At 71.4% G+C, this 25,735-nt stretch carries 20 protein-coding genes; 11 read left to right on the top strand and 9 right to left on the bottom strand.

The annotated features are described in order from the left end of the window. Positions 1-72: 72 nt before the first annotated feature. Positions 73-2,265: a DEAD/DEAH box helicase gene (locus DEU37_RS07055; RefSeq protein WP_121189882.1), complete on the top strand. Its 2,193-nt coding sequence runs from the start codon at positions 73-75 to the stop codon at positions 2,263-2,265. Positions 2,266-2,339: 74 nt separating this feature from the next. Here DEU37_RS07055 and DEU37_RS07050 read toward each other — a convergent pair whose 3' ends face one another. Continuing rightward, entirely contained in the window at positions 2,340-3,404 is a 1,065-nt protein-coding gene (locus DEU37_RS07050; RefSeq protein ID WP_183043615.1) for an Rv2578c family radical SAM protein, read from the bottom strand. Between the two features lie 28 nt (positions 3,405-3,432). Between DEU37_RS07050 and DEU37_RS07045 the strand changes: the two genes are divergently transcribed. The 3 genes from DEU37_RS07045 to DEU37_RS07035 all read left to right on the top strand — a co-directional run bounded on the left by DEU37_RS07045 (position 3,433) and on the right by DEU37_RS07035 (position 6,419). After that, positions 3,433-4,509: a M15 family metallopeptidase gene (locus DEU37_RS07045; protein ID WP_121189880.1), complete on the top strand. Its 1,077-nt coding sequence runs from the start codon at positions 3,433-3,435 to the stop codon at positions 4,507-4,509. Positions 4,510-4,637: 128 nt separating this feature from the next. After that, positions 4,638-5,801, top strand: a complete 1,164-nt coding sequence (locus DEU37_RS07040; protein WP_121189879.1) for an acyl-CoA dehydrogenase family protein — start codon at positions 4,638-4,640, stop codon at positions 5,799-5,801. Between the two features lie 192 nt (positions 5,802-5,993). After that, the gene (locus DEU37_RS07035) at positions 5,994-6,419 is read left to right on the top strand and encodes a GIY-YIG nuclease family protein (RefSeq protein WP_121189878.1); all 426 of its coding nucleotides are present in this window, start codon (positions 5,994-5,996) and stop codon (positions 6,417-6,419) included. Here the strand turns inward: DEU37_RS07035 and DEU37_RS07030 are convergent. From DEU37_RS07030 to DEU37_RS07010, 5 genes are all read right to left on the bottom strand, one after another. After that, positions 6,412-7,233 (bottom strand): energy-coupling factor transporter transmembrane protein EcfT, encoded by an 822-nt coding sequence (locus tag DEU37_RS07030; RefSeq protein ID WP_121189877.1) that lies wholly within the window; start codon positions 7,231-7,233, stop codon positions 6,412-6,414. The two genes, DEU37_RS07035 and DEU37_RS07030, sit on opposite strands and share 8 nt — an antisense overlap. After that, the gene (locus DEU37_RS07025) at positions 7,230-9,026 is read right to left on the bottom strand and encodes an ABC transporter ATP-binding protein (protein ID WP_121189876.1); all 1,797 of its coding nucleotides are present in this window, start codon (positions 9,024-9,026) and stop codon (positions 7,230-7,232) included. The genes DEU37_RS07030 and DEU37_RS07025 overlap by 4 nt, the downstream gene beginning before the upstream one ends. Positions 9,027-9,110: 84 nt before the next feature. Then, positions 9,111-9,671, bottom strand: a complete 561-nt coding sequence (locus DEU37_RS07020; protein ID WP_121189875.1) for an ECF transporter S component — start codon at positions 9,669-9,671, stop codon at positions 9,111-9,113. Between the two features lie 48 nt (positions 9,672-9,719). Further along, the gene (locus DEU37_RS07015; protein WP_121189874.1) at positions 9,720-10,727 is read right to left on the bottom strand and encodes a pirin family protein; all 1,008 of its coding nucleotides are present in this window, start codon (positions 10,725-10,727) and stop codon (positions 9,720-9,722) included. Continuing rightward, on the bottom strand, positions 10,724-11,098 hold the full coding sequence (locus DEU37_RS07010; RefSeq protein WP_121189873.1) for a GNAT family N-acetyltransferase: 375 nt from the start codon (positions 11,096-11,098) through the stop codon (positions 10,724-10,726). Before DEU37_RS07010 ends, DEU37_RS07015 begins: the two co-directional genes overlap by 4 nt. 97 nt (positions 11,099-11,195) lie before the next feature. Here DEU37_RS07010 and DEU37_RS07005 point away from each other — a divergent pair, with 97 nt between their 5' ends. The 3 genes from DEU37_RS07005 (at position 11,196) to recQ (ending at position 17,315) form a co-directional block, all read left to right on the top strand. Continuing rightward, complete coding sequence (locus DEU37_RS07005) at positions 11,196-12,395, top strand: glycoside hydrolase family 3 N-terminal domain-containing protein (RefSeq protein WP_183043614.1); 1,200 nt, start codon at positions 11,196-11,198, stop codon at positions 12,393-12,395. Between the two features lie 58 nt (positions 12,396-12,453). Then, complete coding sequence (locus tag DEU37_RS07000; protein ID WP_121189872.1) at positions 12,454-15,129, top strand: RNA helicase; 2,676 nt, start codon at positions 12,454-12,456, stop codon at positions 15,127-15,129. Between the two features lie 146 nt (positions 15,130-15,275). Continuing rightward, positions 15,276-17,315 carry a DNA helicase RecQ gene (recQ, locus tag DEU37_RS06995; RefSeq protein ID WP_121189871.1) on the top strand — a complete coding sequence of 680 codons (2,040 nt, stop codon included), beginning with the start codon at positions 15,276-15,278 and terminating at the stop codon, positions 17,313-17,315. 211 nt (positions 17,316-17,526) lie between these two features. On the opposite strand, the gene DEU37_RS06990 is transcribed toward recQ, so the two are convergent. Then, positions 17,527-18,807: a TetR/AcrR family transcriptional regulator gene (locus DEU37_RS06990; RefSeq protein ID WP_121189870.1), complete on the bottom strand. Its 1,281-nt coding sequence runs from the start codon at positions 18,805-18,807 to the stop codon at positions 17,527-17,529. A 129-nt stretch (positions 18,808-18,936) separates the two neighbouring features. On the opposite strand from DEU37_RS06990, the gene DEU37_RS06985 reads away from it, so the two are divergent. Both DEU37_RS06985 and DEU37_RS06980 read left to right on the top strand, forming a co-directional pair. Continuing rightward, entirely contained in the window at positions 18,937-20,754 is a 1,818-nt protein-coding gene (locus DEU37_RS06985; protein ID WP_121189869.1) for a glycoside hydrolase family 3 N-terminal domain-containing protein, read from the top strand. A 301-nt stretch (positions 20,755-21,055) separates the two neighbouring features. Beyond that, positions 21,056-23,161 (top strand): acyl-CoA dehydrogenase, encoded by a 2,106-nt coding sequence (locus DEU37_RS06980; protein ID WP_121189868.1) that lies wholly within the window; start codon positions 21,056-21,058, stop codon positions 23,159-23,161. Between the two features lie 42 nt (positions 23,162-23,203). Here DEU37_RS06980 and DEU37_RS06975 read toward each other — a convergent pair whose 3' ends face one another. Continuing rightward, positions 23,204-23,692: a DUF4166 domain-containing protein gene (locus DEU37_RS06975; protein WP_259457203.1), complete on the bottom strand. Its 489-nt coding sequence runs from the start codon at positions 23,690-23,692 to the stop codon at positions 23,204-23,206. A 24-nt stretch (positions 23,693-23,716) separates the two neighbouring features. Continuing rightward, on the bottom strand, positions 23,717-23,851 hold the full coding sequence (locus DEU37_RS15050) for a hypothetical protein (protein WP_259457179.1): 135 nt from the start codon (positions 23,849-23,851) through the stop codon (positions 23,717-23,719). A gap of 41 nt (positions 23,852-23,892) precedes the next feature. On the opposite strand from DEU37_RS15050, the gene DEU37_RS06970 reads away from it, so the two are divergent. After that, positions 23,893-24,933 (top strand): epimerase, encoded by a 1,041-nt coding sequence (locus DEU37_RS06970; RefSeq protein ID WP_121189866.1) that lies wholly within the window; start codon positions 23,893-23,895, stop codon positions 24,931-24,933. A 9-nt stretch (positions 24,934-24,942) separates the two neighbouring features. Beyond that, positions 24,943-25,521, top strand: coding sequence for a DNA-3-methyladenine glycosylase I (locus tag DEU37_RS06965; RefSeq protein ID WP_121189865.1), 579 nt, complete (start codon positions 24,943-24,945; stop codon positions 25,519-25,521). Positions 25,522-25,735: the final 214 nt, after the last annotated feature.

Genomic DNA, 25,735 nt, shown 5'->3' with positions numbered 1-25,735 from the left:
GACCTCCTGGTCGCCCCGGCTCTCGCTGCGCGGCGGCGCTGTTCTCGCGCGAGAAAACCCAGGAAGAACACCATGCCCAAGAGCAAGAAGCCGGCCGGCGGCCGCGCCCAGAACTTCGAGCCCCGCTACGGGTCGAAGACCAGCTACCAAGACGCCAAGCGCCGTCCCGGCCAGTCGTCCGCCGGTAAGCCCGGCAGCAAGAGCCCGAGTCACCGCGGCTACCGCGCTGCCGAGGCGACCGACGCGGCATCCGCCCCGAAGCAGCGCTGGAGCGCGCAGGAGCGCGCCGGTCGCGACGAGGCTCGCGGCATCCGCTCGCGCGCCAACGGCGAACGCCCGCGTCGCGACGACCGCGACGGCTTCCGGCCCGCGCGCGACGAGCGTCCCGCCCGCTCGTTCGATGACCGCCCGCGTCGCGATGACCGCCCGGCCCGTTCGTTCGACGGCCCGCGTCGTGATGACCGCCCGGCTCGTTCGTTCGACGACCGCGGCCGCAACTCCTCCGCGTCGGGCGCGGAGCGCCGCGAGCGGCCTGCTTTCGGCTCTCGGGACGCGGATCGGAGGAGTTACGACCGTCCGGCCCGTGATGACCGTCCGGCCCGTGACGACCGCCCGGCTCGTTCGTTCGACGACCGCCCGCGTCGCGATGACCGCGGTGGCTACGTTCGCAACTCCGGAGAATCGGCGCGCGGCGGTCGTGATGGCGCCCGTGTGCCCCGGGAAGGCCGCGATTTCCGGAGTACTGATCGTCCGGCTCGGTCGTTCGATGACCGCCCGCGTCGCGATGACCGTCCGGCTCGGTCGTTCGACGACCGCGGCCGCAACTCCTCCGCGTCGGGCGCGGAGCGCCGCGAGCGGCCTGCTTTCGGCTCTCGGGACGCGGATCGGAGGAGTTACGACCGTCCGGCTCGTGACGACCGTCCGCGTCGTGACGACCGTCCCGTCCGCACTGCCGGCGGCAACCGCTCCGACTGGAACTCCGACGCGAAGGATGCCGCGGCACGCAAAGCCTACGAGGAGCACGCCGACGTCGTGCACGAGAAGCTGCAGGCGCAGGCCGTGCAAGCCGAAGAGGTCGCGGACGTGAGCTTCTCGAGCCTCGGCCTCGGCGACAACATCGTGCGGACCCTCGCCGAGCTCGGTGCCGCGGCGCCGTTCCCGATCCAGGCCGCCACGATCGCGCCGATCCTCGCGGGCAAGGACGTGCTCGCCCGCGGCCGCACCGGCTCGGGCAAGACCATCGCTTTCGGCGCTCCGCTCGTCGAGGCGGTGCTGCGCGGCCAGGCCGGCAAGCGCCGTGCGTTCGGGCGCAGCCCGAAGGCGCTGATCCTCGCCCCGACCCGCGAGCTCGCGCTGCAGATCGACCGCACCATCCAGCCGATCGCCCGTAGCGTCGGCCTCTTCACGACGCAGATCTACGGCGGCGTGCCCGCAGGGCGCCAGGTCGGGGCCCTGAAGAAGGGCGTCGACATCATCATCGGCACTCCCGGACGTATCGAAGACCTGCAGAACCAGGGCAAGCTCGACCTCTCCGAGGTCGGAATCGTCGTGCTCGACGAAGCCGATCACATGAGCGAGCTGGGCTTCCTCGAGCCGATGCAGCGGATCCTCCGGCTCGTCGACCCCGACGCGCAGAAGCTCCTGTTCTCCGCAACACTCGACCGCGAGGTCGCGGCCCTCGTCGATGAGTTCCTCGTCGACCCGGCCGTCTACGAGGTGGCCGGCGAAGACCAGGACTCCGGCACGATCGACCACCGCGTGCTCGTGATCGATCACCGTGACAAGGCGGAGATCCTCACCTCGCTCGTCGACCGCGCCGGCAAGACCCTCGTGTTCGCCCGCACCCGTGCCTACGCCGAGATGCTCGCCGAGCAGTTCGACGACGCCGGCATCCACGCCGTCGCCCTCCACGGCGACCTGAACCAGGCCAAGCGCACGCGCAACCTCGAGCGCCTCACGTCCGGTCGGGTCAGCGTGCTCGTCGCCACGGATGTCGCCGCGCGCGGCATCCACGTCGACGACATCGACCTGGTCGTCCAGGCCGACGCCCCCGACGAGTACAAGACCTACCTGCACCGCTCCGGCCGCACCGGCCGCGCGGGCCGCGTCGGCACGGTCGTGACGCTCATCCCCCGCCAGCGCCGCCGTCGCATGACGGAGATGCTCGACCGCGCCGAGATCGACGCGCCGTTCGAGGACGCCCGCCCGGGCGACGACGTGCTCGAGGAGATCTCGGGCCGTCAGGCCGCGCACGTCGACCGCTGAGTCGCGCTTTCCGGAGGGGCCGTGGCGTTCGCGCCGCGGCCCCTCCGCCGTCCCGGCGGAGCAGAGCCGTCCGGTCAGAACAGCATCGCGGGGGCGGATGCCGCGGATGCCGATGATGCCGCCGCCCGGGCGGTCGTCCGTACCGGGCCCGGCCGTGCGGGCCGCGTCTCGACCTCGTCTTCGGGGCCACCGGTGAGCCGGTGCCGTCGCAGCAGCGGGCGCACGCGAGCCGCGAGCCACTTCCGGTACCCGGCGGGCGCGTAGACCGTGGCGCCGGGGTAGAGCCCGCGATACGCGGGCACGAGTCCCGGGTGCTCGCGCTCCAGCCACTGCCAGAACCACTCCCGGGCACCGGGGCGCAGGTGCAGTGCTCCGAAGACGACACGAACCGCTCCGGATGCCGCGATGCGCGCGAGCGCATCGTCGAGCACCGTCACGGAGTCGGTCAGGTGCGGCACGATCGGCATGAGGAACACGGTCACGGCGAACCCCGCCTCCCTCGCCGCCCGCACGGTGTCCAGCCGTGCCTGGAACGTCGGTGCTCCGGCTTCGAGGGTCTGCCGCAACTGCTCGTCGGGCATGGCGATCGACATCGCGAGGTGGACGGGCACCCGACGTCGCGCCTCCGCGAGCAGTGGAAGGTCGCGCCGCAGCAGCGTGCCCTTGGTGAGCACCGAGAACGGCGTGCCGCTGGCCGCGAGGGCGTCGATGACCTCGGGCATGAGCCGGTAGCGCCCCTCCGCGCGCTGATACGGGTCGGTGTTGGTGCCGAGCGCGACCGGCTCGTGCTGCCACGACGGTGCGGCCAGCTCGCGGCGCAGCACCTCGGCCACGTTGACCTTCACGACGATCTGCTCATCGAAATCGCGACCGGCGTCGAGGTCGAGGTAGGTGTGGGTGCCCCTCGCGAAGCAGTACGAGCAGGCGTGGCTGCACCCCCGGTAGGGGTTGACGGTCCAGTCGAACGGCATCGCGGATGCCGAGGGCACATGATTCAGCGCCGACTTCGCCGCCACCTCGTGGAAGGTCATGCCCGCGAACTCCGGAGTCGTGACGGTGCGCACCAGACCGTCGAGGCGCTCCATGCCGGGCAGGGCAGCGGCATCCGTCGCATCGATACTCTGTCCACGCCACCGCATGTCGTACATTCGAACATAGATACGACAAATGCGCAATGTGCAGGCGCCGCACGGGCTCGGCGGGCAGAATGGGCGGGTGCCGCACCCCGAGCAGCCGATCAGTCGCCGCGCCGCGCGCGCCGCCGTTGCGCCTCCGCGCGCCCGCGGAGCGTGGATGTCGAAAGTGCCGCTGCGGGTGCGGTGGACGGCATTCGCGATCGCCTTCTGGGCTGTGGCGGCGATCTTCGGCGTCTCGGCGTTCTCCCTCAGCGGCGCCCGCGGTCCGGTTAGCGGCGCGCCCGTGGCCACATCGAACGGGGCGGAGGCCGTGGTCGCGCTGCCCGGTGGAGCGGATGCGACGGCGGCACCCGCCACGGGGCTACCGGTTCCCGCTCAGACCGGCGCGGCGGCGCGGTGCGACGATCCCGCCGTGGCCGCCGCGCTCGCCGCCGGCAAGGACGAAGACGTCGTCACCGCCTTCGGTGGCGGCGCGGCCTTCCGCGGCGCTGTCGTCGACGGCGCCGCACCCTGCGTCGATCTCGGCGACCCGCACCGGCTCTGGATCGTCGTCGACAAGAAGCGTCCCCTCAACCCGCTGGATGTCGAGCCCACCGAGTTGGTCGCCCCCGCCGACATGCAGCGCACGGTCGACGGCCGGCTGCATCCGGCGGCCGCCGAGGCGCTGACGGCTCTCGTGGCCGCCGCCGCTCAGGAGGGTGTCGGTGCGATCGGTCTGAACAGTGCGTATCGCTCGTTCGCATCCCAGACGCGCACGTACAACGGTTACGTGAACTCGCTCGGCCGCGACGCGGCGGACCAGCAGAGCGCCCGCCCCGGTTTCAGTGAGCACCAGACGGGGTTGGCCACCGATGTCGCCGCCTGCGACAGCGGATGCGGCGCCATCGAATCGTTCGGCGGCACGCGTCAGGGCGCCTGGGTCGCCGCGAATGCGTGGCGGTTCGGCTACATCGTGCGCTACGAGAGCGGCTACACCGACATCACGGGCTACGAGGCCGAGCCCTGGCATCTGCGTTACATCGGCCCCGAGCTCGCCAAGGCGTACCACGACGGCGGGTTCCACACGCTCGAGGATTTCTTCGGTCTTCCCGCCGCGCCCGGCTACTGAATCCCGCTCGTCGCGCTTGCGATGAAACCCAGTACCATGGATGCTGAGATGCAATGCCACCGGCATCCGGGGTCCTTCCCGCGGCATCCGGCAGATTCGACACTCGAGGACGAGAGGACGGGCGCACCATGGAGCGCGAGATCTACGACGAGGACCACGAGGCGTTCCGCGACGTCGTGAAGGAGTTCCTCAAGCGCTTCGCCACCGAAGACAAGCGCAAGCAGTGGGAGGCGGACGGCGAGATCGACCGCGCCACCATGCTCGCCGCCGGCGAGGCCGGCATCATCGGCTTGAGCGTTCCCGAGGAGTTTGGTGGCGCCGGCATGCTGCAGGACTATCGTTTCCGTTCGATCGTGCTCGAGGAGACCATCGGCGCCGGGCAGGGGTCGCTGGCCGGTGCCTTCGGCATCCAGGACGACCTCGCCGTGCCGTACATCGTGCACATGGGGACGCAGGAGCAGAAGGAGAAGTGGCTGCCCGGCATGGCGACGGGCGAGATCCTCGGGGCGCTCGCGATGACGGAGCCGGGCGCGGGGAGCGACCTGCGCGGCATCAAGACGACGGCGAAGAAGGTCGAGGGCGGATACCTCGTCAACGGTGCGAAGACGTTCATCTCGTCGGGAAAGACCGCCGACATGGTCGTCACGTTCGTGAAGACCGGCGAGGGCAACCGCCCGGATGCCTTCAGCCTGCTGATCCTCGAGGACGGCATGGAGGGCTTCGACCACAGCAAGAAGCTCGAGAAGATGGGCTTCCACGGGTGGGACACCGCCGAGCTCAGCTTCACCGACGTGTTCGTCCCCGAGGCGAACCTCATCGGCGGCAAGGAGGGGATGGGCTTCATCCAGCTCATGATGAACCTGCCGCTCGAGCGTCTGTCGATCGGTGTCGCGGCCGCCGCGGCGGGCGAGGCCGCGTTCGCGTGGACGCGCGAATACGTGCTCAGCCGCGAGGCGTTCGGCGAGCGGATCGCCGACTTCCAGAACACGCGGTTCCTGCTCGCCGACATGGCCACGACGGTCGACGTCATGTGGACCTACAACGACCGCGCGATGATGCTCTACAAGGACAAGAAGCTCACCGCCGAAGAGGCCGCGAAGGTCAAGTTCTGGTCGACCGATCGCGAGGCGGAGCTGCTCGACATCGGCGTGCAGCTGCACGGCGGGTATGGCTACATCACCGAGTACCCCATCGCGCGCGCCTACCTCGACGCTCGCGTCCACCGCATCTACGGCGGCACGAACGAGATCATGCGCGACATCGTGTCGCGCCAGATCGTCGGCAAGCGCTGAGTCGACCCGCGCCTCGGCGCGGCGTCCGTCGGCGTCCGTCGGCATCCGTCGGCATCCGCGAGACACCAGCGCTGCACCGAGAAACGGGCCTACCACCGGTGTTTCGGTGCGCAGATGGTGTCTCGCGGGCCGCGGGCGCGGGGGCGGGGCGCGGGCGGCGCGGGTGTCGGCGGGGGGCGATAGCGTGCGGGGGTGTCGCGGCGGGAGGAGTGCGTGCTGTGCGGGCTCGCACGGCCAGAGGCGGATGCCGGCGGCATCCTGACCTGCCCGGTGTGCGGGTGGCGCCTCGGCGACAGCCCCGACCCCGACCTGCCGCGCCCGCGCGTCGACGTCGTCTACTACCTGCGGTGGGACGATCGCATCAAGATCGGCACCAGCCGCGAACCGCGTCAGCGCCTCGCCGCGATCTGGCATCACGAGCTGCTCGCGTTCGAGCCCGGCGATCGCGCGGTCGAGCACGCGCGCCACGTGCAGTTCGCGCACCTCCGCGAGGGCGGCGAGTGGTTCCGTGCCGCGCCGGAACTCCGCGCGCACGCGGCGGCGCTCGCCGACGGCATCCCGCCCTGGCATCGCTACGCGCGCTGGGTCGCCGATGCTCTCCGCGGCGCGGTCAGCTGACCGACGGCGGAGCCCAGGGGAAGAGGGCGACGAGGATGCCGGCGCTCACCAGCCAGAACGCGACGACGAACACGGTGTCGCGCGTCCGCCACGGCACCCCGTGGCGCTCGGTGCGGTCGGGGTGGGCGCCGAAGGCGCGGGCATCCATCGCCAGGGCGACGCGCTCGGCGTGGCGGATCGCGCCCGCGAGGAGCGGCACGAGGTAGCCCCACCAGCGGGCGATCGCGGCAAAAGGCCCCCGGCCGCCGTGTGATCCGCGCACCCGGTGAGCCTGGCGGATCACGTCGAGCTCGTGCCCGAACCGCGGCACGAAGCGGAACGCCGCCAGCGCCGTGTAACCGACCCGGTACGGCACGCGCAGCTGCTGCACGCTCGCCCGCACGAGGTCGGGTCCCGTGGTGGACAGTCCTGCGATCAGCGCGAGCGCCACGATCGCGGCGAGCCGCAGCCCCGTCGCGAACCCGACCGCCAGGGCTCCACTGGTCAAGGTCCACGAGCCGACGTGCGCGAGCACCGTGCCTCCGACGCGAGCGGGGTCGGTCCACAGGCTCATCGACGCTCCGATGACGACGGCCGCCGCGGGGAGCGCGACGAACAAGAGCAGCATGACCCGAGCGGTCAGTCGCGCACCGAGGAGCACGATGACGTACGCGATGACGATGAAAGCGAGCGGGGTGGCGAGATCGCGGGTGAACACCAGCAGCACCATCGCGGGCAGCGGCGCCGCAAGCTTCGCCAGGGGATTGATGCGCTCCAGCGCACGTGCGTTCTCGCGGTCGGCGGTCGCCCACGGATCGGTGATCGCCGCGCTCACGGTGCCGTCTCCGGAGCAGGCAGGTCGGCGAGGCGGGTGACACCCGCGAGAGCGGGATGCCGCGTCATCCCCGCGAACGCGCGTCGCAGCGGCGGCTGGCGCAGACCCGCCGCGCGCACCAGGGCGTCGTCCGCGAAGACCGCGGTGGTCGCGGCATCCGCGACCACACGGCCGTCGCCGACGATGATCGTGCGATGCGCATGCTCGGTGACCAGCTGCATGTCGTGGGTGACGACGAGGATGGTCGTGCCGTCGGCATTCAGGCCTTCGAGCAGGCCCATGAGCTCGTCCGCGCGGGCGCGGTCCTGCCCGAACGTGGGCTCGTCGAGGGCGAGCACGGGCGCGCCCGCGACCAGCGCGGTGCCCACCGACAGGCGCCGCTTCTGTCCCCCGGAGAGCAGAAACGGGTGCACGTCGGCCTTGTCGTCGAGATCGAACCGGCGGAGCACGTCGACCGTCCGCTCCCGCACCTCGTTCTCGGCGAGCCCCTGCCGCCGCAACCCGTGGGCCAGCTCGTCGAACACCGTATGCGCGATGAACTGGTGCTCCGGGTTCTGGAAGACGAAGCCGATCCTCCGGGACAGTTCGCGCGGGTCGCTGCGCGCGACATCGATCCCGTCCAGAAGAACCTGCCCTCGCGCCACCGGGACGACCCCGGCGATCGACTGCAGCAGCGTCGTCTTGCCGGCACCGTTGGCGCCGACGATCGCGACGAAATCGCCCGCCGCGACATCGAGATCGACGCCGTGCAGGATCTCGCGGCGGCCCCGGCGGGTGCGCAGTCCGCGGACGCGGATCAGCGGGGTTTCGGCGGTCGGCACCGCCGCCGACACCGCCGCCGCGGCCGAGGGGGGAACGGGCGATGAGGCAGGGGCGGATGCCGCGGCGGGGGCCGGGGCGGCGTCGAGGGCGCTACGCAGTTCGGTCGGGTCGAGCGGCAGCGGCTCGAGCGCCCAGCCCGCGGCGCGCAGCCGCATCGCGGCGAGGGTCGAGACGGGCAGCCAGACACCCATCTCGTGCAGCTCCGCGGCGCGGGAGCGCAGCACGTCGTCGACGGTTCCGTCGGCGACGGTGCGCCCGGCGCGATCGAGCACGACGACCCGGTCGACGATGCCGACCACGGCGTCGAGGTTGTGCTCGACCAGCACGATCGCCCGATCGCCGGCGGCGACCAGCTCGCCGAGTGTCGCGTAGGCCTCCTCGACGCCCTGCGGGTCGAGGTTCGCCGTCGGCTCGTCGAGCACCAGCAGGGGTGAGCCCATCGCGAGCGCGCAGGCGATCGCCAGGCGCTGGCGGCCACCGCCGCTCAGGCGGTCGGGGTTCTCGTGGCGCCGCTCCCAGAGCCCGACACGGCGCAGGGCTTCTTCGGCGCGCGCCAGCACCTCCGCGACGGGCAGCCGCAGGTTCTCGGGCCCGAAAGCCACCTCGTCGAGGAGCGTCCCGGTCACCAGCTGCGCATCGGGATCCTGGAACACCATGCCGACCCGCTCGCTCAGCACCGACACCGCCGTCGTCGCCGTATCGAGACCGTCCACTTCGACGAGGCCGCGCATGGTCGCCGGAACCGCGTGGGGGATCAGGCCGTTCAGGGCGAGCGCGAGCGTCGACTTCCCGGCCCCGCTCGGACCGAGCAGCAGCACGACCTCGCCGCGGTTCACGACGAACGAGGCGCCGGCGGGAGCCTCGGCATCCGCACCGTCGTGCCGGATGCCGAGATCGCGCACGCGCAGCAGCACGGCGGGCGTCCGGGCGTCGGGCGCCGCGGCGTCCGCTCCGAAGACGGCAGATGTCACGGGTCGTCCCAGCGGTCGGTCAGGGTTGTCCTCTCAGGTTAGCCGGGCCTAAGTTGCCGAGCCTCACGCGTGAGCAGAACCCGCTCAACGGCGGACGGTCTGCCGTGCGACTCCGGCTCGACGCAGCGACGCGCCGACGCTGAGTCCGATCGCCGTCCAGGCCACCGGTCCGCACACCGACAGGGCGAGATAGGCGACCTGGGCCCACAGGGGGTACGCGCTCAGGTGCGCCGCGAAGAAGACCGCGACGGCCACGAGCACACCGATCACGATCGCGGAGATGAAGAACCGCCACGCCCCCCAGGCGCGGTAGCGGGTGAGGGCGGCCACACCCTCCTGGATCGCGCCGAACAGCAGCGCCGTGCCGAGGAAACGCGTGGTCCAGACCGGCGCGAACGCGCTGGCGACGAGCGCGGCCAGGACGTGCGTGAGCACAGCAACCAGGGGCAGGCGCAGCACCTCCTGCGCGATGATGCCGGGGAGCACGTGCGCGCCGAGGACGAGGCCGTAGACGATGGCCAGACCGGGCACGGTGAGGACGATGGGCGTCACGAGTCCGGCGAAGCCGCCCAGGATGCCGGTGGCCACACCGATCGCCGCGCACACCAGCAGGACGCGCGTCGACAGGACGGTTTTTCGGGCCACGCCTCCAGCGTAGCCGCGCTGCCATCGGCCTCGGACCGGGAAAAAACCTCAGACGGTGCGGCGTCGAGGGGTCAGTCGCACTGCCGGCAGGGGCGGCGCCGGCACCCGTTCGCGGGCGTGCCCGATGACGTGCCCGAAGCGTGCGCCGGCCGTGCCGGTGTCGTCCGCTTCGCTCTCCCACGCCTCGCGCGCGGCGACGATCTCATCGTGTGAGCGGCCCACGAAGTTCCACCACATGACGATGTCCGACTCGAACGGCTCGCCGCCGATCAGGAACAGTGTCGTCTCGCGCTGCGCGCTGACCTCGACGCCGTCTCGATGGATGCCGAGGTACAGCAGTCCCTGGTCGGGGAGGGCGGTCGCGGCATCCGGCGCCGTGTGCACCTCGGGCACCCCGGCGACGCCGACGAGGGCGTACTCCCAGACCGGATCGAGCGGAAGGCGCACACGCGATCCCGCGGGCACGTGGATCTCGGCGCCGACGATCGGCGTGTGCATCGTCGCGGGCGAGCGTGCGCCGGCGAATGCTCCGACGACGACCGTCGCCGTGGCGCCGCCGGCGTCCGGCCCGCCGTCGAGGACGACGGTCGGGAGGTTCGCGTGGCGCTCGAACTCCGCCGCACCGTGCCGACGCGTCTCGGGGAGTGCCACCCACAGCTGCAGCGCGTCCAGCGGCACGGCCTCTTCGCCCAGGGAGTACTCGGAATGCGCGATCCCGGCGCCGCTGGTCATGAGGTTCAGCACGCCGCGGCTGACCACCACGTCGTTGCCGAGGGTGTCGCGGTGGCGCACCTCGCCCACGAGCGGCCAGGTCACCGTCTGCAGGCCGATGTGGGGGTGCGGTTCCACGCGCATGCGCGCCGTCTGCGGACCGAACCGATCGAGGAAGCACCAGGCGCCGACCATCGGCAGGGCGCGCTGGGGCAGACTGCGGTGCACCTCCATTGCACGCACGCCTCCGAGAGGGACCTCGCGGGCTTCGAGCAGCAGTGCGCGAGGGCCGTCGCATTCGGCAGGTCCGGCCAGGCCGGGGGCGGCGTCGTCGAGCCTGGTCATGCTCGGGACGACCCGACTCCTTCGTCGCCCGGGGTCGGCTCTGCCGTCGACGCGTGGGCCGCCGCCTCGACGTCACCCTCGCGCCACGCGACAGCGAGGCCGGGCACCTCGTTCTTCTGCAGGTATCGCACGACGAAGGGGCACACCGGCACCACGCTCATCCCGCGTGCGGCCTCACCCTCCATCGCCGCCGCGACGAGCTTCGTGCCGAGCCCGCGTCCGCCGTAGGCGGGGTCGATCTCCGTGTGCGGGAAGACGTGGCGGCCCTCGGCATCCTCCTCGTACTCGGTGAAACCGGCGACCCGGCCGTCGACGAGGATCTCGTAGCGGTCGGCGTCGTCGTTGCGGGAGATGCGGATGTCGTCGCTCATGACGTCCCTTTCATGCAGATGTCCTCCCACCGTAGGCCGGGTCTGGGCCGCGGCACCAGGCCTGTCGTTGCGAGGCGCGAACCGGGAAGATGGCGGGGTGACATCCCTCACCCGCCGCCGTTCGCGACCCCTTGCGCGCGCCCTGCGCGCTGCCGCGGCAGCCGCCGTCATCGCCGTCGCGCTGACCGGTTGCGGCGCCTACGGCCCGTCTCCGTCTCCGTCACCGTCGCCGTCTCCGTCGACGCCGAGCCCGTCCCCGACTCCCACTCCGACGCCCACCGCCGACCCGCTCGCCGGACTCGACCTGCGCCAGCGCGTCGGACAGCTCTTCATCGTCGGCACGCAGATCGACGCGGCGACGCCCGCGACGGTGTCGGCCGTGACCGACCGGCACGCGGGCGGCATCTTCCTGCACGGGCGCTCGCAGGCGGGATCGGCGGCGGTCGCGGCGCTCGTGGGCTCGTTCACGAGCGAGGATGCCGACGGCATCCCGCTCTGGGTCTCCACCGACCAGGAGGGCGGCGAGGTCCAGGTGCTCACCGGGCCGGGGTTCGACGACATCCCGTACGCGATCCGGCAGGCGGACCTGCCCGACGACCAGCTGCGCGCATCGGCTACGACGTGGGGACAGCAGCTCGCCGTCGCCGGCGTCACGCTGAACCTCGCGCCCGTCGTCGACATCGTCACGAGCGAGGCGACCCGCTTCGACAATCCGCCCATCGGGGCCCTCGGCCGTCAGTACGGGTACGACGAGGCGACCGTGGTCGCCAAGGCCGGGGCGTTCGCCGACGGGATGCGGGCCTCGGACGTCATGCCGGTGTTCAAGCACTTCCCGGGGCTCGGCCACGTCACCGCCAACACCGACACCACGGCGAACGTGGTCGACACGACCGTCACCGCGGACGGCCCCGACGTCGCGGTCTACCGCAGCCTCCTGGGAGGCGGCCCCGCCGCCGTGATGGTCTCGAGCGCGATCTACCAGAACATCGACCCATCGACCCCGGCGGTGTTCTCGCCGACGGTCGTGGGCCTTGCCCGGGCCCTCGTCGGCGCGGACGGGATGCTCGTCACCGACGACCTCTCCGCCGCCCAGGCGGTGCAGGCGTGGAGCCCGGCCGATCGCGCCGTGCTCGCGCTGAGCGCCGGGGTCGACGTCGTGCTGGCATCGACCGATCCGAGCGTGTTCGCGGAGATGTACGACGCGGTGCTCGCCAAAGCGCAGGCCGATCCCGCGTTCGCGCAGCGTGTCGACGACGCCGCGCGGCACGTACTCGCCGCCAAGGCCGCGCGCCCCTGACCGCACCGCCGCGGCGCCGGGCGACCGCGGGCGCCGCCGCGCCTGGCAGACTCGGGGAATGACCTCCCCCGCGGCACTGACCGACCTCGTGCCCGTCGGAGCGACGGCGGATGCCGCGTACGAGGGCTTCGTCGCCTGGGCCGCCGGCCGCGGGCTGGCACTGTACCCCGCGCAGGACGAGGCCGTCATCGAGCTGGTCTCGGGTGCCAACGTCATCCTGTCGACACCGACGGGCACCGGCAAGTCGCTCGTCGCGATCGCCGCTCACGCGGCCTGCCTCGCCGCGGGCGGCCGCTCGTACTACACCGCGCCGATCAAGGCGCTGGTCAGTGAGAAGTTCTTCGCGCTGGTCGAGGTGTTCGGCGCCGAGAACGTCGGCATGGTCACCGGCGACTCGTCGGTGAACCCGGATGCCGCGATCGTCTGCTGCACCGCGGAGATCCTCGCCAACATCGCCCTCCGTCACGGCGCGGATGCGCAGGTCGATCAGGTCGTCATGGACGAGTTCCACTACTACGGCGACCCCGACCGGGGATGGGCGTGGCAGGTGCCGCTCCTGCTGCTGCCGCAGGCGCAGTTCCTGCTGATGTCGGCCACCCTCGGTGACGTCACTCCGATCGCCGAAGACCTCGAGCGCCGCACGGGGCGCCCCGTGGCGCTCGTCACCGGCGTCGAGCGGCCGGTGCCGCTGCACTTCTCGTACGAGCGCCGGCCCGTGCACGAGGTGCTGACGATGCTCGTCGACGAGCGTGAGGTGCCGATCTACATCGTGCACTTCGCACAGGCGGCGGCCCTCGAGCGTGCGCAGGCCCTGGCATCCGTCACCCTCACCACACGCGCCCAGCGCGACGAGATCGCCGACGCCATCGGCGGATTCCGCTTCACGACGGGTTTCGGCAAGACACTGTCGCGGCTCGTTCGGGCCGGCATCGGCGTGCACCACGCGGGCATGCTGCCGCGCTATCGGCGACTCGTCGAGACTCTCGCCCAACGCGGGCTGCTGCGGGTGATCTGCGGCACCGACACGCTCGGGGTCGGCATCAACGTGCCCATCCGCACCGTCATGATCACGGCGCTGAGCAAGTACGACGGCACGAAGATGCGCCAGCTCAGCGCGCGCGAGTTCCACCAGGTCGCCGGCCGTGCCGGGCGCGCCGGCTACGACACCCACGGCAATGTCGTGGTCATGGCGCCCGAGTGGGAGATCGAGAACGCGGTCGCTCTCGCGAAGGCCGGCGACGACGCGGCCAAGCGCAAGAAGATCGTCCGCAAGAAGGCCCCCACCGGCGTCGTCAACTGGGGAGAGGGGTCGTACGAGCGGCTCATCTCCGCCGCTCCCGAGCCGCTCGTGCCGCAGCTGAAGCTCACCGCCGCGATGCTGATCAACGTCATCGGCCGCGGGGGAGACGTCTTCGGCCACGTGCGCGCCCTCGTGTTCGACAACCACGAGCCGGCCGCGCGTCGGTTCGCCCTCGCCCGACGCGCCATCGCGATCTTCCGCACGCTCGTGGATGCCGGGATCGTCGAGATCGACCGCTCCGCGCCATCGCGCCCTCGCATCGCGCTCACCGTCGACCTCCAGCCGAACTTCGCCCTCAACCAGCCGCTGTCGCCCTTCGCGCTCGCCGCCATCGAACTGCTCTCGCCGGACGACGACGTGGCGCCGGGCGCCGGGGCGCGTGTTCACAACTCCGGAGATCTCGCCGCCGAGGAGCCCACAGCGCCCGATTCCAACGAAAATGCGTCGTCCTTCCGGAGCTATGAACAGCCCGCCCCGGCGACCGCCGCGGCCGCGGCGGGCGGCATCGGCACCGGCCACTACGCCCTCGATGTCCTGAGCGTCATCGAGGCCACACTCGACGATCCGCGCGCCATCCTCGCACAGCAGGAGTACCGCGCCCGGGGCGAGGCGGTCGCCGCGATGAAACGCGACGGCATCGAGTACGACGAGCGCATGGCGCTGCTCGAGGAGATCAGCTACCCGAAGCCGCTCGCCGAGTTGCTCACCCAGTCGTTCGAGGTGTTCGCGTCCTCGCAGCCGTGGGTGCGCGATTTCGAGCTGAGTCCGAAGTCGGTGGTCCGCGACATGTTCGAGCGTGCCATGTCGTTCGCGGAATATGTCTCCTTCTACCAGCTCTCGCGCAGTGAAGGACTGGTGCTGCGCTACCTCTCCGACGCCGACCGGGCGATCCGCCAGACCGTTCCCGCCGATGCGCGCACCGACGAGCTGCGCGACATCATCGAGTGGCTCGGCGAGCTCGTGCGCCAGGTCGACTCGAGTCTCGTCGACGAGTGGTCGGCGCTCATCGACCCCACGGCGGTGCTGCCCGAGGACGGCGCTCCGGTCGTGCCGCCGGCGCCGCCCTCCATCCTCACGAACGAGCGCGCGTTCACGGTGCTCGTGCGAAACGAGCTTTTTCGGCGGGTGCAGCTCGCGGCTCTGCAGGACGACGACGCGCTGGTGGCCCTCGACCCCGAGGTCGGTTGGCCCGAAGCCCTCGACCGCTACTACGACGAGCACGACGAGATCCTCACCGGCGGCTCCGCGCGCTCGCCGCGGCTCTGCGTGATCGACACGGCGGATGCGGCGGCATCCGGCCTCTGGCGCGTCGAGCAGACGATCGACGATCCGGCCGGCGACCACGACTGGCGCATCCGGGCCGAGGTCGATCTCGCGGCATCCGTCGAGGAGGGCGCCGCCGTCGTCCACGTGACCGAACTCACGCGCCTGTAAGCCCCCCACCTCCACCCCTCGCGAGCCGCTATGTTCCGCGCGGGCCGCCATCATCTGTCGTGGCGGCTCGGTGCGATCGTGGCGGCTCGGCGGGGCGGGTGGGGAGGGCGGCGTCGCGTGTCGGATGCCGCGGCTAGCCTGGACGGGTGAGTGCAGCCACCGATCGGTACGACGACCCCTACGCGGACGTGCCGTGGGATGTGGATGAGCTCACTCCGCCCGACGAGTTCGACATGGCGCCCCCGCCGGAGTACGACGGGTATGCCGGTGCGCTCGCTCGGGCGACGCGCGACACGGCGCTGGCTGCCACGGCCCCGGCTGCGGCATCCGGCGACGCCCAGGCGCGCCGCGCCGCAGTGGTCGCCCGCCCGCCGCGCTCGTCCGATCCGAGGGCGGTGCTGAAGGAGGTCTTCGGCTACGACGAGTTCCGCGGCGATCAGGCCGACATCGTGGCGCACGTCGTCGCGGGCGGCGACGCCGTGGTGCTCATGCCCACCGGCGGCGGCAAGTCGATCACGTATCAGGTGCCCGCGCTCGTTCGTCCCGGCACGGGGCTCGTGATCAGTCCGCTCATCGCACTGATGCACGACCAGGTCGACGCCCTGCGGGCCAACGGTGTGCGGGCGGCGTACCTGAACTCCACCCAGAATCCGGCCGAACGTGCCGGCGTCGAGCAGGATTTCCTCGCCGGCGAGCTCGACTTGCTCTACGTCGCGCCCGAACGCCTCAGCGCTCCTGCGACGAGCGCCCTGCTTCAGCGGGGCACGCTGAGTGTGATCGCTATCGACGAGGCGCACTGCGTCAGCCAGTGGGGTCACGACTTCCGTCCCGACTACCTCGCCCTCGGCGACCTGACCGATCGGTTCCCCGGGGTGCCGCGCATGGCGCTCACCGCGACGGCCACCGACGCGACCCATCAGGAGATCACCGAGCGGCTGCGCCTGCCCGACGCGCGGCATTTCGTCGCGAGCTTCGACCGGCCCAACATCCAGTACCGCATCGAGCCGAAGGTCGATCCGCGCCGTCAGCTGCTGCAGTTCGTCCGCGCCCAGCCGGCCGGCTCTGCCGGGATCGTCTACGCCCTCAGCCGCAAGTCGGTGGAGCAGACGGCCGAGTATCTGCGCACGCAGGGCGTGGACGCTCTGCCGTATCACGCGGGGTTGGATGCCGCGGTGCGCGCCCACCACCAGCAGCGCTTCCTTCGCGAAGACGGCGTGGTGATGGTCGCCACGATCGCGTTCGGGATGGGCATCGACAAGCCGGACGTGCGCTTCGTCGCCCACATCGACCTGCCGAAGTCGGTCGAGGGCTACTACCAGGAGACGGGTCGCGCCGGCCGGGACGGCGACCCCGCCATCGCGTGGATGGCCTACGGGCTCGGCGACGTGGTGCAGCAGCGGCGTCTCATCGACCAATCGCCGGGGGAGCGGTCGTACAAGATGCGGCTCGGCCAGCACCTCGACGCGATGCTCGCGCTCTGCGAGACGGTGTCGTGCCGTCGGCAGAACCTCCTCGCCTACTTCGGGCAGAGCTCCGAGCCGTGCGGCAACTGCGACACCTGCCTCGATAGCCCCGACACCTGGGACGGGCTGGTTCCCGCGCAGAAGCTGCTGTCGACGATCGTGCGGCTGCAGCGCGAGCGCAACCAGGCGTTCGGCGCCGGGCACCTCGTCGACATCCTCCGCGGAGCATCGACCGAGCGCATCCGTCAGCAGGGCCACGACGCGCTCGCGACGTACGGATTGGGAGCGGACCTCAGCGACCAGGACTGGCGCAGCGTCATCCGACAGCTGCTCGCCCGTGGCGTCATCGTCGCCCGTGGCGAGTACGGCGTGCTCGCGGTCGGCGACGAGGGCGCGGCGGTGCTGCGCGGGGAGAGCCCGGTGCCGCTGCGCCGCGACGTCCTCGGACGCGGCGGGGGTGCCCCGCGCGTGCGCAAGGCGGCGGCCTCGGATGCTGTGGCCGACGGTGACCGCGACCTCTTCGAAGCTCTTCGCGCCTGGCGCGCCGGGGTGGCGAAGGAGCAGGGCGTGCCCGCGTACATCGTCTTCGGCGATGCGACGCTGCGGGCCCTGGCCGAGCAGCGCCCGGCATCCACCGCCGCGCTCGACGGCATCACCGGTATCGGTGCGAAAAAGCGCGAAGCGTACGGCGAGGGCGTGCTCGCGGTCATCGCCGCCCACTGACGACGGCGTCGGCGGCTGTCGGTCGCTGCCGGCGCGGCGTCGCCGGCGCGGCAGCCGCGCCACGCCAGCCGTGTCGCGCGGGCCAGCGTCGGCGCGACGACCGGATACGGAGATGGACAACGGATGCGGATGCCGCGGCATCCGCATCCGCATCTGTTGCGGGTCTCCGAATCCGGTGCGCGGGGGACCACCCGCGCCCCGCGCCCCTCGGTCAGCGTCGGGGGAGGACGTCGTCGAGGTGGGCGGCGAGCTCTGCGGCCACGTCCATGCTCTCGCGGTCGTACAGCCACTGGTACTGCAAGCCGTCCCAGAGCGCGACGAGGCGGATGGCCTCACGCGCGGGATCGCGGTGCGGCGGCAGGTCACCATCTCGCTGTGCCGCGCGGAGGAGGGCGGTGAAGTACTCGATCGTCATGGCGAAGCGCTGCGCGAAGTAGTCGTGGGCCGGATGATCCGGCGGCAGCGCCTCGCACGAGAGCACCGCGTAGACCTCGATGAGCCCGGGCGCGGAGGCCGCATTCGCCGCGGCGTTGCGGGGCAGATCCCGCAGCGCATCGGCGGCGCGCTCGACGTGGGCCGGCGGCGACACCGAGACGGCACGGTCGCGCTCGGCCAGGACGGCGCGCAGCAGAGCATCCTTCGACGGGTAGTGGTGCAGCAGGGCCGACTTGGACACCCCCACACGCTCGGCGATCTCTCGCAGGCTCGTATCGGCGTATCCATCCCGGGCGAACAGCGCCGTCGCATCACGGACGATCCGCGAGCGGCGCTCGCGTCCGACACGGTAGCCCTCGGTCGCCTCGGGCTCCTCGCCCACGAGGTCGAGCGCCGGCCAGGGTGCGGGAGAGGCGGATGCCGCGACGCCCTCGCCCGCATCGGGTCCTGCCGGACCCGCCGAGCCCGGTGCCACGACCAGCATCTGCTGCATCTCGGCGAGCAGCGCGACGAGACTCACGCGCCGGGGCAGGTAGAGCTGGAGCAGTTGCAGGCCGTCCCAGACGGCCGCGATGCGGATGGCCTCACCGTGAACGTCGCGGCGGGGATGCACGGCGCCGACGGTGCGGGCCTCGGACAGCTGCGCGACGAACACCTCGCGCAGCCGGCTGTAGCGCTCGCGCATGGCGGCGTGGGCGGGGTGTCCCCGGGTGGAGCCTTCGCCGACGAGCGCCGCATACAGGGCGAGATAGCCCTCGATCGTCTCGTTCCTCGCCGCGACGGACGAGAAGAGCAGGGCGCCGGCATCCCTCGCGGCATCGCGGTCGGCGAGGGCCGTCTCGGCCGACCGGTCGAAGCCGGCGATGACCGCGGTGAGCAGCATGTCCTTCGTCGCGAAGTGCTTGAGAAGGCCTGGATGGCTGATGTCCGCCGCTGCCGCGACATCGCGCAGCGACGCCGCGCGGTAGCCGCGCGAGATGAAGACCTCGCGTGCCGCCTCGACGATGCGTTCGCGCGTCGCCGCGACGTTGCGCGTCCGCGTCGGTGCCGTCGTCATCGTGCCTCCCCGCTCACCCTAACCCGGCCCTCGGGGCGCATCCGAGAGTAGTTACCAAGCGGTCGGGTTTCGTGTACCGTCGGCACAGAAACGCCTCGGCCTTGCGTGCCGCCGTGAAAGGACCCTTCCATGACAGAGCCGTCATCCGCCCCGGTCAGCTCCGAAGCCGACACCAAAGCCGAAGCCGAAGCCGACGCCGACGCCCGCCCCTGGCTCGACGCGACGCGTCCCGTCGACGAGCGGGTGGAGCTGCTGCTGGGCGAGATGACGGTCGAGGAGAAGACCGGGCTGTTCTTCCAGACGATGATCACGATCGGTCCCGACGGAGCACTCTCCGCGGGCGACCCCGCGTTCGGGCTCCCGTCCACCGATGAGTACGTGCGAGAGCGTCATATGACGCACTTCAACCTGCTCGGCGCCGCGCCCTCGGCTGGCGACATCGCGCGCTGGCACAACCGGCTGCAGGAGCTCGCGGCCTCCACGCGCCTCGGCATCCCGGTGTCGCTGTCCACCGACCCCCGCCATTCGTTCACCGACAATCCGGGGGCGGCGATGCACGCCGGTCCGTTCTCGCAGTGGCCCGATGCGCTGGGGCTCGCCGCGACCCGCGACGAGGATCTCGTGCGCCGCTTCGGCGACATCGCCCGGCAGGAGTACACCGCCGTCGGCATCCGTGTCGCCCTGCATCCGCAGGTCGACCTCGCGACCGAGCCCCGGTGGGCGCGCCAGCTGCAGACGTTCGGAGAGGATGCCGAGCTGTCGGCGCGCCTCGGCGCCGCCTACATCCGCGGGTTCCAGGGCGAGACGTTCGGGCCCGGCTCGGTGTCGACCATGGTGAAGCACTTCCCCGGGGGCGGGCCGCAGAAGGACGGCGAAGACCCCCACTTCGCCTACGGTCGCGAACAGATCTACCCGGGCGGCGCGTTCGAGCTGCACCTGACGCCGTTCGCCGCGGCCTTCGACGCCGGCGTGCGCCAGGTCATGCCCTACTACGGCATGCCGACCGGCACCGCCCACGAGGAGGTGGGCTTCGGCTTCAACAAGAGCGTGCTCACGGGGCTGCTGCGGGAGCGCTTCGGGTTCGACGGCGTCGTCTGCACCGACTGGGGTCTCATCACCGACAGCGACATCATGGGGACTCCGTTCCCGGCGCGTGCGTGGGGTGTGGAGCATCTCACGCCCGCCGAACGCATGGCCAAGATCCTGGATGCCGGTGCCGACCAGTTCGGCGGCGAGCGGTGCACCGAGATCCTGTTGCAGCTCGTGGCCGACGGCATCGTCTCGGAGGATCGGATCGACGTCTCCGCCCGGCGTCTGCTGCGCGAGAAGTTCGCCCTGGGACTCTTCGACGACCCGTTCGTGGATGCCGAGGCGGCGGACGCGATCGTCGGATCCGCCGCCTTCCGCGCCGCGGGCGAGGATGCGCAGCGCGCATCGATCGCCGTGCTGTCCGCGACGGCATCCGTGCCCTTCGCCGCCGGAGTCGCGCTGTACGTCGAGGGCGTGGACGAGAGCATCGCGGCCGCGTACGGCGAGCTGGTCGCGACGCCGGCGGAGGCGGACCTCGCGGTGCTGCGGCTGCAGGCGCCCTACGAACAGCGCGGATCGGCGTTCGAGAACTTCTTCCACGCCGGATCGCTCGACTTCCCGGCCGAGGTCGTCGCGCACGTCGCCGAGGTCGCGGCGGCGGTGCCGACCGTCGTCGACGTCTTGCTCGATCGTCCCGCGATCCTCACGCCCTTCGCCGCGCTCGGCGTCAGCCTCACCGCGAACTGGGGCGCCGGCACTGCCGCGCTGTTCGACGTGCTGTCGGGCCGGGCGCCGGCGCGCGGCAAGCTCCCGTTCGATCTGCCGCGGTCGATGGACGCGGTGAAGGCCTCGCGTCCCGACGTCCCGTTCGACACCGCCGACCCGCTCTTCCGCTTCGGTCACGGCCTCGAGCTCTGACACCGGATGCGGGGCTGAGCAACGGAAGCGGATGCCGGCGCGCGCGGCATCCGCTTCTGCGTGCGCGCTCCGCATCCGATGCGACGGTACCGGGCGCTCGTGCCCGTGCGGAGGCGCCGAGGCTTTCGCGGTGAGCCACGGTGGAACTCAGTCTCACAAAACGTGGGTGTGGGTCTCATACAGGGGAGGATGCCGCGGAGGCGCGCCGCTTTGTGGGCAGCGCGCAAGCGTTTTGCGAGCCGCCGTGCGCGCTCCTACCGTCGAGCATGAGTTTTCCTGTCCGCTGTCGAAAGGTACGCCGATGACCGACGCCGCCGTCCGTCCGAAGAAGCCCGCCACGAGCACGCGAACGCCCGCCGGCGGAGCCCCGACGGCTGCGCACACCGCCGCGGAGGCCCACGAGTCGCGCATCCACGTCGACACCGTCACGGATCTGCTGCTGGGCACCTGGGCGCAGACCCGGCGCGAAGCCCGCGAGATGATCAAGGATCCGGCGCTCTGGAAGATCGAAGGGCTGTCGGTCGCCGACCATCGCGAGCGCGTGTTCGGCCAGCTGCAGATCCTCGTCGACAACAACGGGTCGCGGCGCGCGTTCCCGAAGAAGTACGGCGGTCTGGAGGACAACGGAGCCAACCTCGCCGGCTTCATGGAGCTCGTGCTCGCCGACCCGTCGCTGCAGATCAAGTCCGGCGTGCAGTGGGGCCTGTTCGGCTCCGCGATCTACCAGCTCGGCACCGAGAAGCACCACGAGGCGTGGCTGCGCGACGTGATCGAGCTGACGCTGCCGGGGGCGTTCGCGATGACCGAGATCGGGCACGGCTCCGACGTCGCCGCGATCGGCACGACCGCCACTTACGACCCCGAGACCGAGGAGTTCGTCATCAACACGCCGTTCCGCGGCGCATGGAAGGACTACCTCGGCAACGCCGCCGTCCACGGCCGGGCGGCGACCGTGTTCGCTCAGCTGATCACCGGGGGCGTCAACTACGGCGTGCACTGCTTCTTCGTCCCCATCCGTGACGACGACGGCACCATGCTTCCCGGCGTGCAGAGTGAGGACGACGGGGTCAAGGGCGGGCTCAACGGCATCGACAACGGCCGGCTCGCGTTCGATCACGTGCGCGTTCCCCGCTTCAACCTTCTCAACCGCTACGGCGACGTCGCCGCCGACGGGACTTACAGCTCCGACATCCCCAGCCCCGGGCGCCGCTTCTTCACCATGCTCGGCGCGCTCGTGCAGGGTCGCGTCTCGCTCGACGGCGCGGCGACCACCGCGACCGCGCTCGCGCTGCACATCGCGATCACCTACGCCGGTCAGCGTCGCCAGTTCGACTCGGGCTCGGGCAGCGACGAGGTCGTGCTGCTCGACTACGGCAAGCATCAGCGGCGCCTGCTGCCGCGGCTGGCGCAGGTGTACGCGCAGTTCTTCGCGAACGACGAGCTGCTGCGCACCTTCGACGGCGTGTTCAGCGGCCGTACCGACACCCCCGACGAGCGCGAGAACCTGGAGACCCTCGCCGCGGCGCTGAAGCCGCTGTCCACCTGGAACGCGCTCGACACCATCCAGGAATGCCGCGAGGCGTGCGGCGGGTCGGGCTTCATGGCCGACAACCGTCTCGTCGGGTTGCACCACGACCTCGACGTCTACGCCACCTTCGAGGGAGACAACAACGTCCTGCTTCAGCTGGTCGGCAAGCGCCTGCTGAGCGACTTCGCCACGCAGTTCAAAGGCGCAGATGCCGCCAAGCTCGCCTCTTTCGCCGCCAAGCAGACCGCCGGCAAGGTCTTCCACGGTGCGGGGCTGCGTCAGCTCGGTCAGGCGGTGACCGACTTCGGTTCCACGGCCCGCTCGGTCGAGCTCGGACTGCGGGCCGAGCAGCAGCACGAGCTGCTGGCCGGTCGCGTGCGCCAGATGATCGAAGACATCGCGGGCCGGCTCCGCCCGGCATCCAAGGCCTCGCCCGCCGAGGCGGCGGCGATCTTCAACGCCAACCAGGCCGAGCTGATCGAGGCGGCGCGCGCCCACGGCGAGCTGCTGCAGTGGGAGGCGTTCAGCGACGGCATCGCCGGCATCGCGGATGCCGGCACGGCGCAGGTGCTGGGGTGGCTGCGTGACCTGTTTGGCCTGCACCTCATCGAGAAGCACCTCGCCTGGTACCTGATCAACGGTCGGCTGTCGGCGCAGCGCGCGGCATCCGTGTCGAAGTACATCGACCGGCTGCTGCTGCGGCTGCGCCCCCACGCCCAGGACCTCGTCGACGCGTTCGCGTTCGAGCCGGAGCACGTGCGCGCGCCCATCGCCTCCGGGGTCGAGCAGGAGCGCCAGCGCGAGGCGCGGGCGTACTACGCCGATCTCGCCGCCTCCGGCGAGGCCCCCGTCTCGGAGAAGTCGCTCAAGAAGAAGTAGCCGCGCGGCGGAGGCTGCCTGCCCCGCCGACTCCGCAGAATGTCACGAACTCCGCACGATTGCGCCCGCATCGTGCGGAGTTCGTGCATTTCTGCGGAGTTCGTAGGTGAAGCTGCCGCGGTAGCGGAACACCGTTCCGATCCCGCGCAGTCGTACGACGGCATCCACTCGCTGCCGGCCGTCGACGATGCGTTCGTCGACGACGACCCCGGCGAACGGTGGCAGGCGGATGCGCCGTCCGGCGAGGCGCCACGTGAGTCGATCCGAGCGCAGCCGCAGCCCGGCATCGATCACGGTGGCGGCGAGGCGCACCTCCAGCCCTCCGCGCCGCCCGAGACGGTCGACGATCGCCCCCTCGACCGCGTGCATGCGGTCGAGCATGACGCGCTCGCGACATCGGAACCGGAAGGTGCGAACGGCGCGGAGAGTGCCGTCGGGCTCGTCCTCGTTGCGCACCGTGAACGGCACGTCGCGCTCGTCCTCCGGAAACAGCACGCGTCGCCAGGCCAAGACGACGAAGGCGGGGCGCAGCAGCGCGAGCGTCGCCCCGGCGACCTAGAAGGTGCCCTCGCCGGTGCCGACCGTCCCCGCGGGGATCGGGCCGAAGTACGCGCGAAGCCGGGGGTCGAGCTCGGTGAAGCGCGCGCCGAGCACCGCCTGGTACACGGAGGGGCCACTGGACGAGCTCATGCCGCCGAGGGTATCCTTTTTTGAACACGTTCAGAAAGGGGATGCCGGTGCGCGAGCAGACACCGCGGCGCGTTGTCGTCGCCGGCGCGTCCGGGTTCATCGGGAGGGCTGTCGTCGCGTCATTGCGCGCTCGCGGTGACGACGTCACGATCGTCGGCCGCACCGCCGCGGTGACCTGGCGCGACGACGCCGCACTCGCGAAAGCCGTCGACGGGGCCGACGTCGTCGTGAACCTCGCGGGGAAGTCGGTGAACTGCCGCTACACCGACCGCAACCGCGACGAGATCCTGCGCTCCCGCGTCGAGACGACACGCGCGCTGCGCACGGCGATCGCGGCGGCATCCGTCGCGCCCGCCGTCTGGCTGAATGCCTCGACGGCGACGATCTATCGCCACCGCACCGACGCCCCGCACACCGAGGACGCCGGCGAGCTCGGCACAGGCTTCTCGGTGGATGTCGCGCGCGCGTGGGAGGAGGACTTCTTCGCGGGAGAGTTGCCGCACACGCGCCGGGTGGCGCTGCGGATGGCGATCGTGCTGGGCGACGGCCCCGCCACCCGGATGCTGGCGACGCTCGCCCGCCTCGGCCTCGGCGGATCGCAGCGCGACGGCCGGTGGCTGCAGCACCGCCGCTATCGCGGCATCGGGGCGCATCCGAGCGGCGACGGGCGCGCGCCCCACCATCGCACGCGCGGGCGCCAGCGTTTCAGCTGGGTGCACATCGACGACGTCGTCGCGGCGATGCACTTCCTCATCGCCCGCGACGACCTGGCCGGCATCGTCAACGTCGTCGCGCCGCAGGCCTCCGACAACCGCACCCTCATGCGCACCCTGCGGCGCATCGTCGGCGCGCCCTTCGGAATGCCCGCCTTCCGCTGGATGCTGGAGCCGGCGATGTGGGTGCTGCGTACCGAGCCGGAGCTGGTGCTGAAGAGCCGCTGGGTGGTCCCCGAACGATTGAGCGCGGCCGGGTTCGTCTTCGCGCACCGCGACCTGGAGGAGGCGCTGCGCGCGAGCCTCGCATCCGCTGCCGGTCGGGGCGCCCGCACCGGTGTCACCGACCGTGTCGGCGCCCACGGCTAGCCTGACCGGGTGGATGATCTGCGCGAGGGCCCGGATGGCGTGCTGCGGTGTGGCTGGGTGGGCGACGACGCGGAGTACCGGCGCTACCACGACGAAGAGTGGGGACGTCCCCTGCACGGCGACCGCGCCCTCTTCGAGAAGATGAGCCTCGAGGGCTTCCAGGCGGGGCTGTCGTGGATCACGATCCTGCGCAAGCGGCCCCGGTTCCGCGAGGTGTTCGCGAACTTCGAACCCGCGGTGGTCGCGGAGTTCGACGAGGACGACGTCGAACGGCTGATGGCGGATGCCGGGATCATCCGCAACCGCGCGAAGATCCTCGCGACCATCGGCAACGCGCGCCTGGTTCGTCAGATGGAGCCGGGCGCGCTCGACGAGCTCATGTGGTCTTTCGCGCCGCCTGCGCGGGCGGCGGACGAGCGGCCGGTCGCCTTCGCCGGGGTGCCGGCCGTGACCGCGGCATCCGATGCGCTCTCCACGGCGCTGCGCAGCGCGGGCTTCCGCTTCGTGGGATCGACGACCATGTACGCACTCATGCAGTCTGTCGGCATGGTGGACGATCACCTCGCGGGGTGTCATCGCGCCGCGTGAGCGCGCGCCCGGATGCTCGCGGGAACACGGCCCCATCCGACGACCTACGTCGGAGCATGACGATCCAATAGTGGGTAGTTCTCCCCATGCGCAAGGCCACGCAGCCGTTGATTTCGTGACGTAGGCTATCCGGGTCTGCACGACGTGTGCGCCTGCTTCAGCAACAGGTCCCGACGCCACGCAAATGAATACGAGCCCGGAGGGGAGCCGAGCC

Source organism: Microbacterium sp. AG790, assembly GCF_003634765.1.
Classification (GTDB): domain Bacteria; phylum Actinomycetota; class Actinomycetes; order Actinomycetales; family Microbacteriaceae; genus Microbacterium.
This window is presented reverse-complemented; position numbering and strand designations above follow the sequence as displayed.

Coding starts and splice junctions, on each gene's coding strand:
- DEU37_RS07055 (WP_121189882.1), top strand. CDS start 73: ATGCCCAAGAGCAAGAAGCCGGCCGGCGGCCGCGCCCAGAACTTCGAG.
- DEU37_RS07050 (WP_183043615.1), bottom strand. CDS start 3,404: ATGCGGTGGCGTGGACAGAGTATCGATGCGACGGATGCCGCTGCCCTG.
- DEU37_RS07045 (WP_121189880.1), top strand. CDS start 3,433: ATGCGCAATGTGCAGGCGCCGCACGGGCTCGGCGGGCAGAATGGGCGG.
- DEU37_RS07040 (WP_121189879.1), top strand. CDS start 4,638: ATGGAGCGCGAGATCTACGACGAGGACCACGAGGCGTTCCGCGACGTC.
- DEU37_RS07015 (WP_121189874.1), bottom strand. CDS start 10,727: ATGACCAGGCTCGACGACGCCGCCCCCGGCCTGGCCGGACCTGCCGAA.
- DEU37_RS07010 (WP_121189873.1), bottom strand. CDS start 11,098: ATGAGCGACGACATCCGCATCTCCCGCAACGACGACGCCGACCGCTAC.
- DEU37_RS07000 (WP_121189872.1), top strand. CDS start 12,454: ATGACCTCCCCCGCGGCACTGACCGACCTCGTGCCCGTCGGAGCGACG.
- DEU37_RS06990 (WP_121189870.1), bottom strand. CDS start 18,807: ATGACGACGGCACCGACGCGGACGCGCAACGTCGCGGCGACGCGCGAA.
- DEU37_RS06985 (WP_121189869.1), top strand. CDS start 18,937: ATGACAGAGCCGTCATCCGCCCCGGTCAGCTCCGAAGCCGACACCAAA.
- DEU37_RS06980 (WP_121189868.1), top strand. CDS start 21,056: ATGACCGACGCCGCCGTCCGTCCGAAGAAGCCCGCCACGAGCACGCGA.
- DEU37_RS15050 (WP_259457179.1), bottom strand. CDS start 23,851: ATGAGCTCGTCCAGTGGCCCCTCCGTGTACCAGGCGGTGCTCGGCGCG.
- DEU37_RS06970 (WP_121189866.1), top strand. CDS start 23,893: ATGCCGGTGCGCGAGCAGACACCGCGGCGCGTTGTCGTCGCCGGCGCG.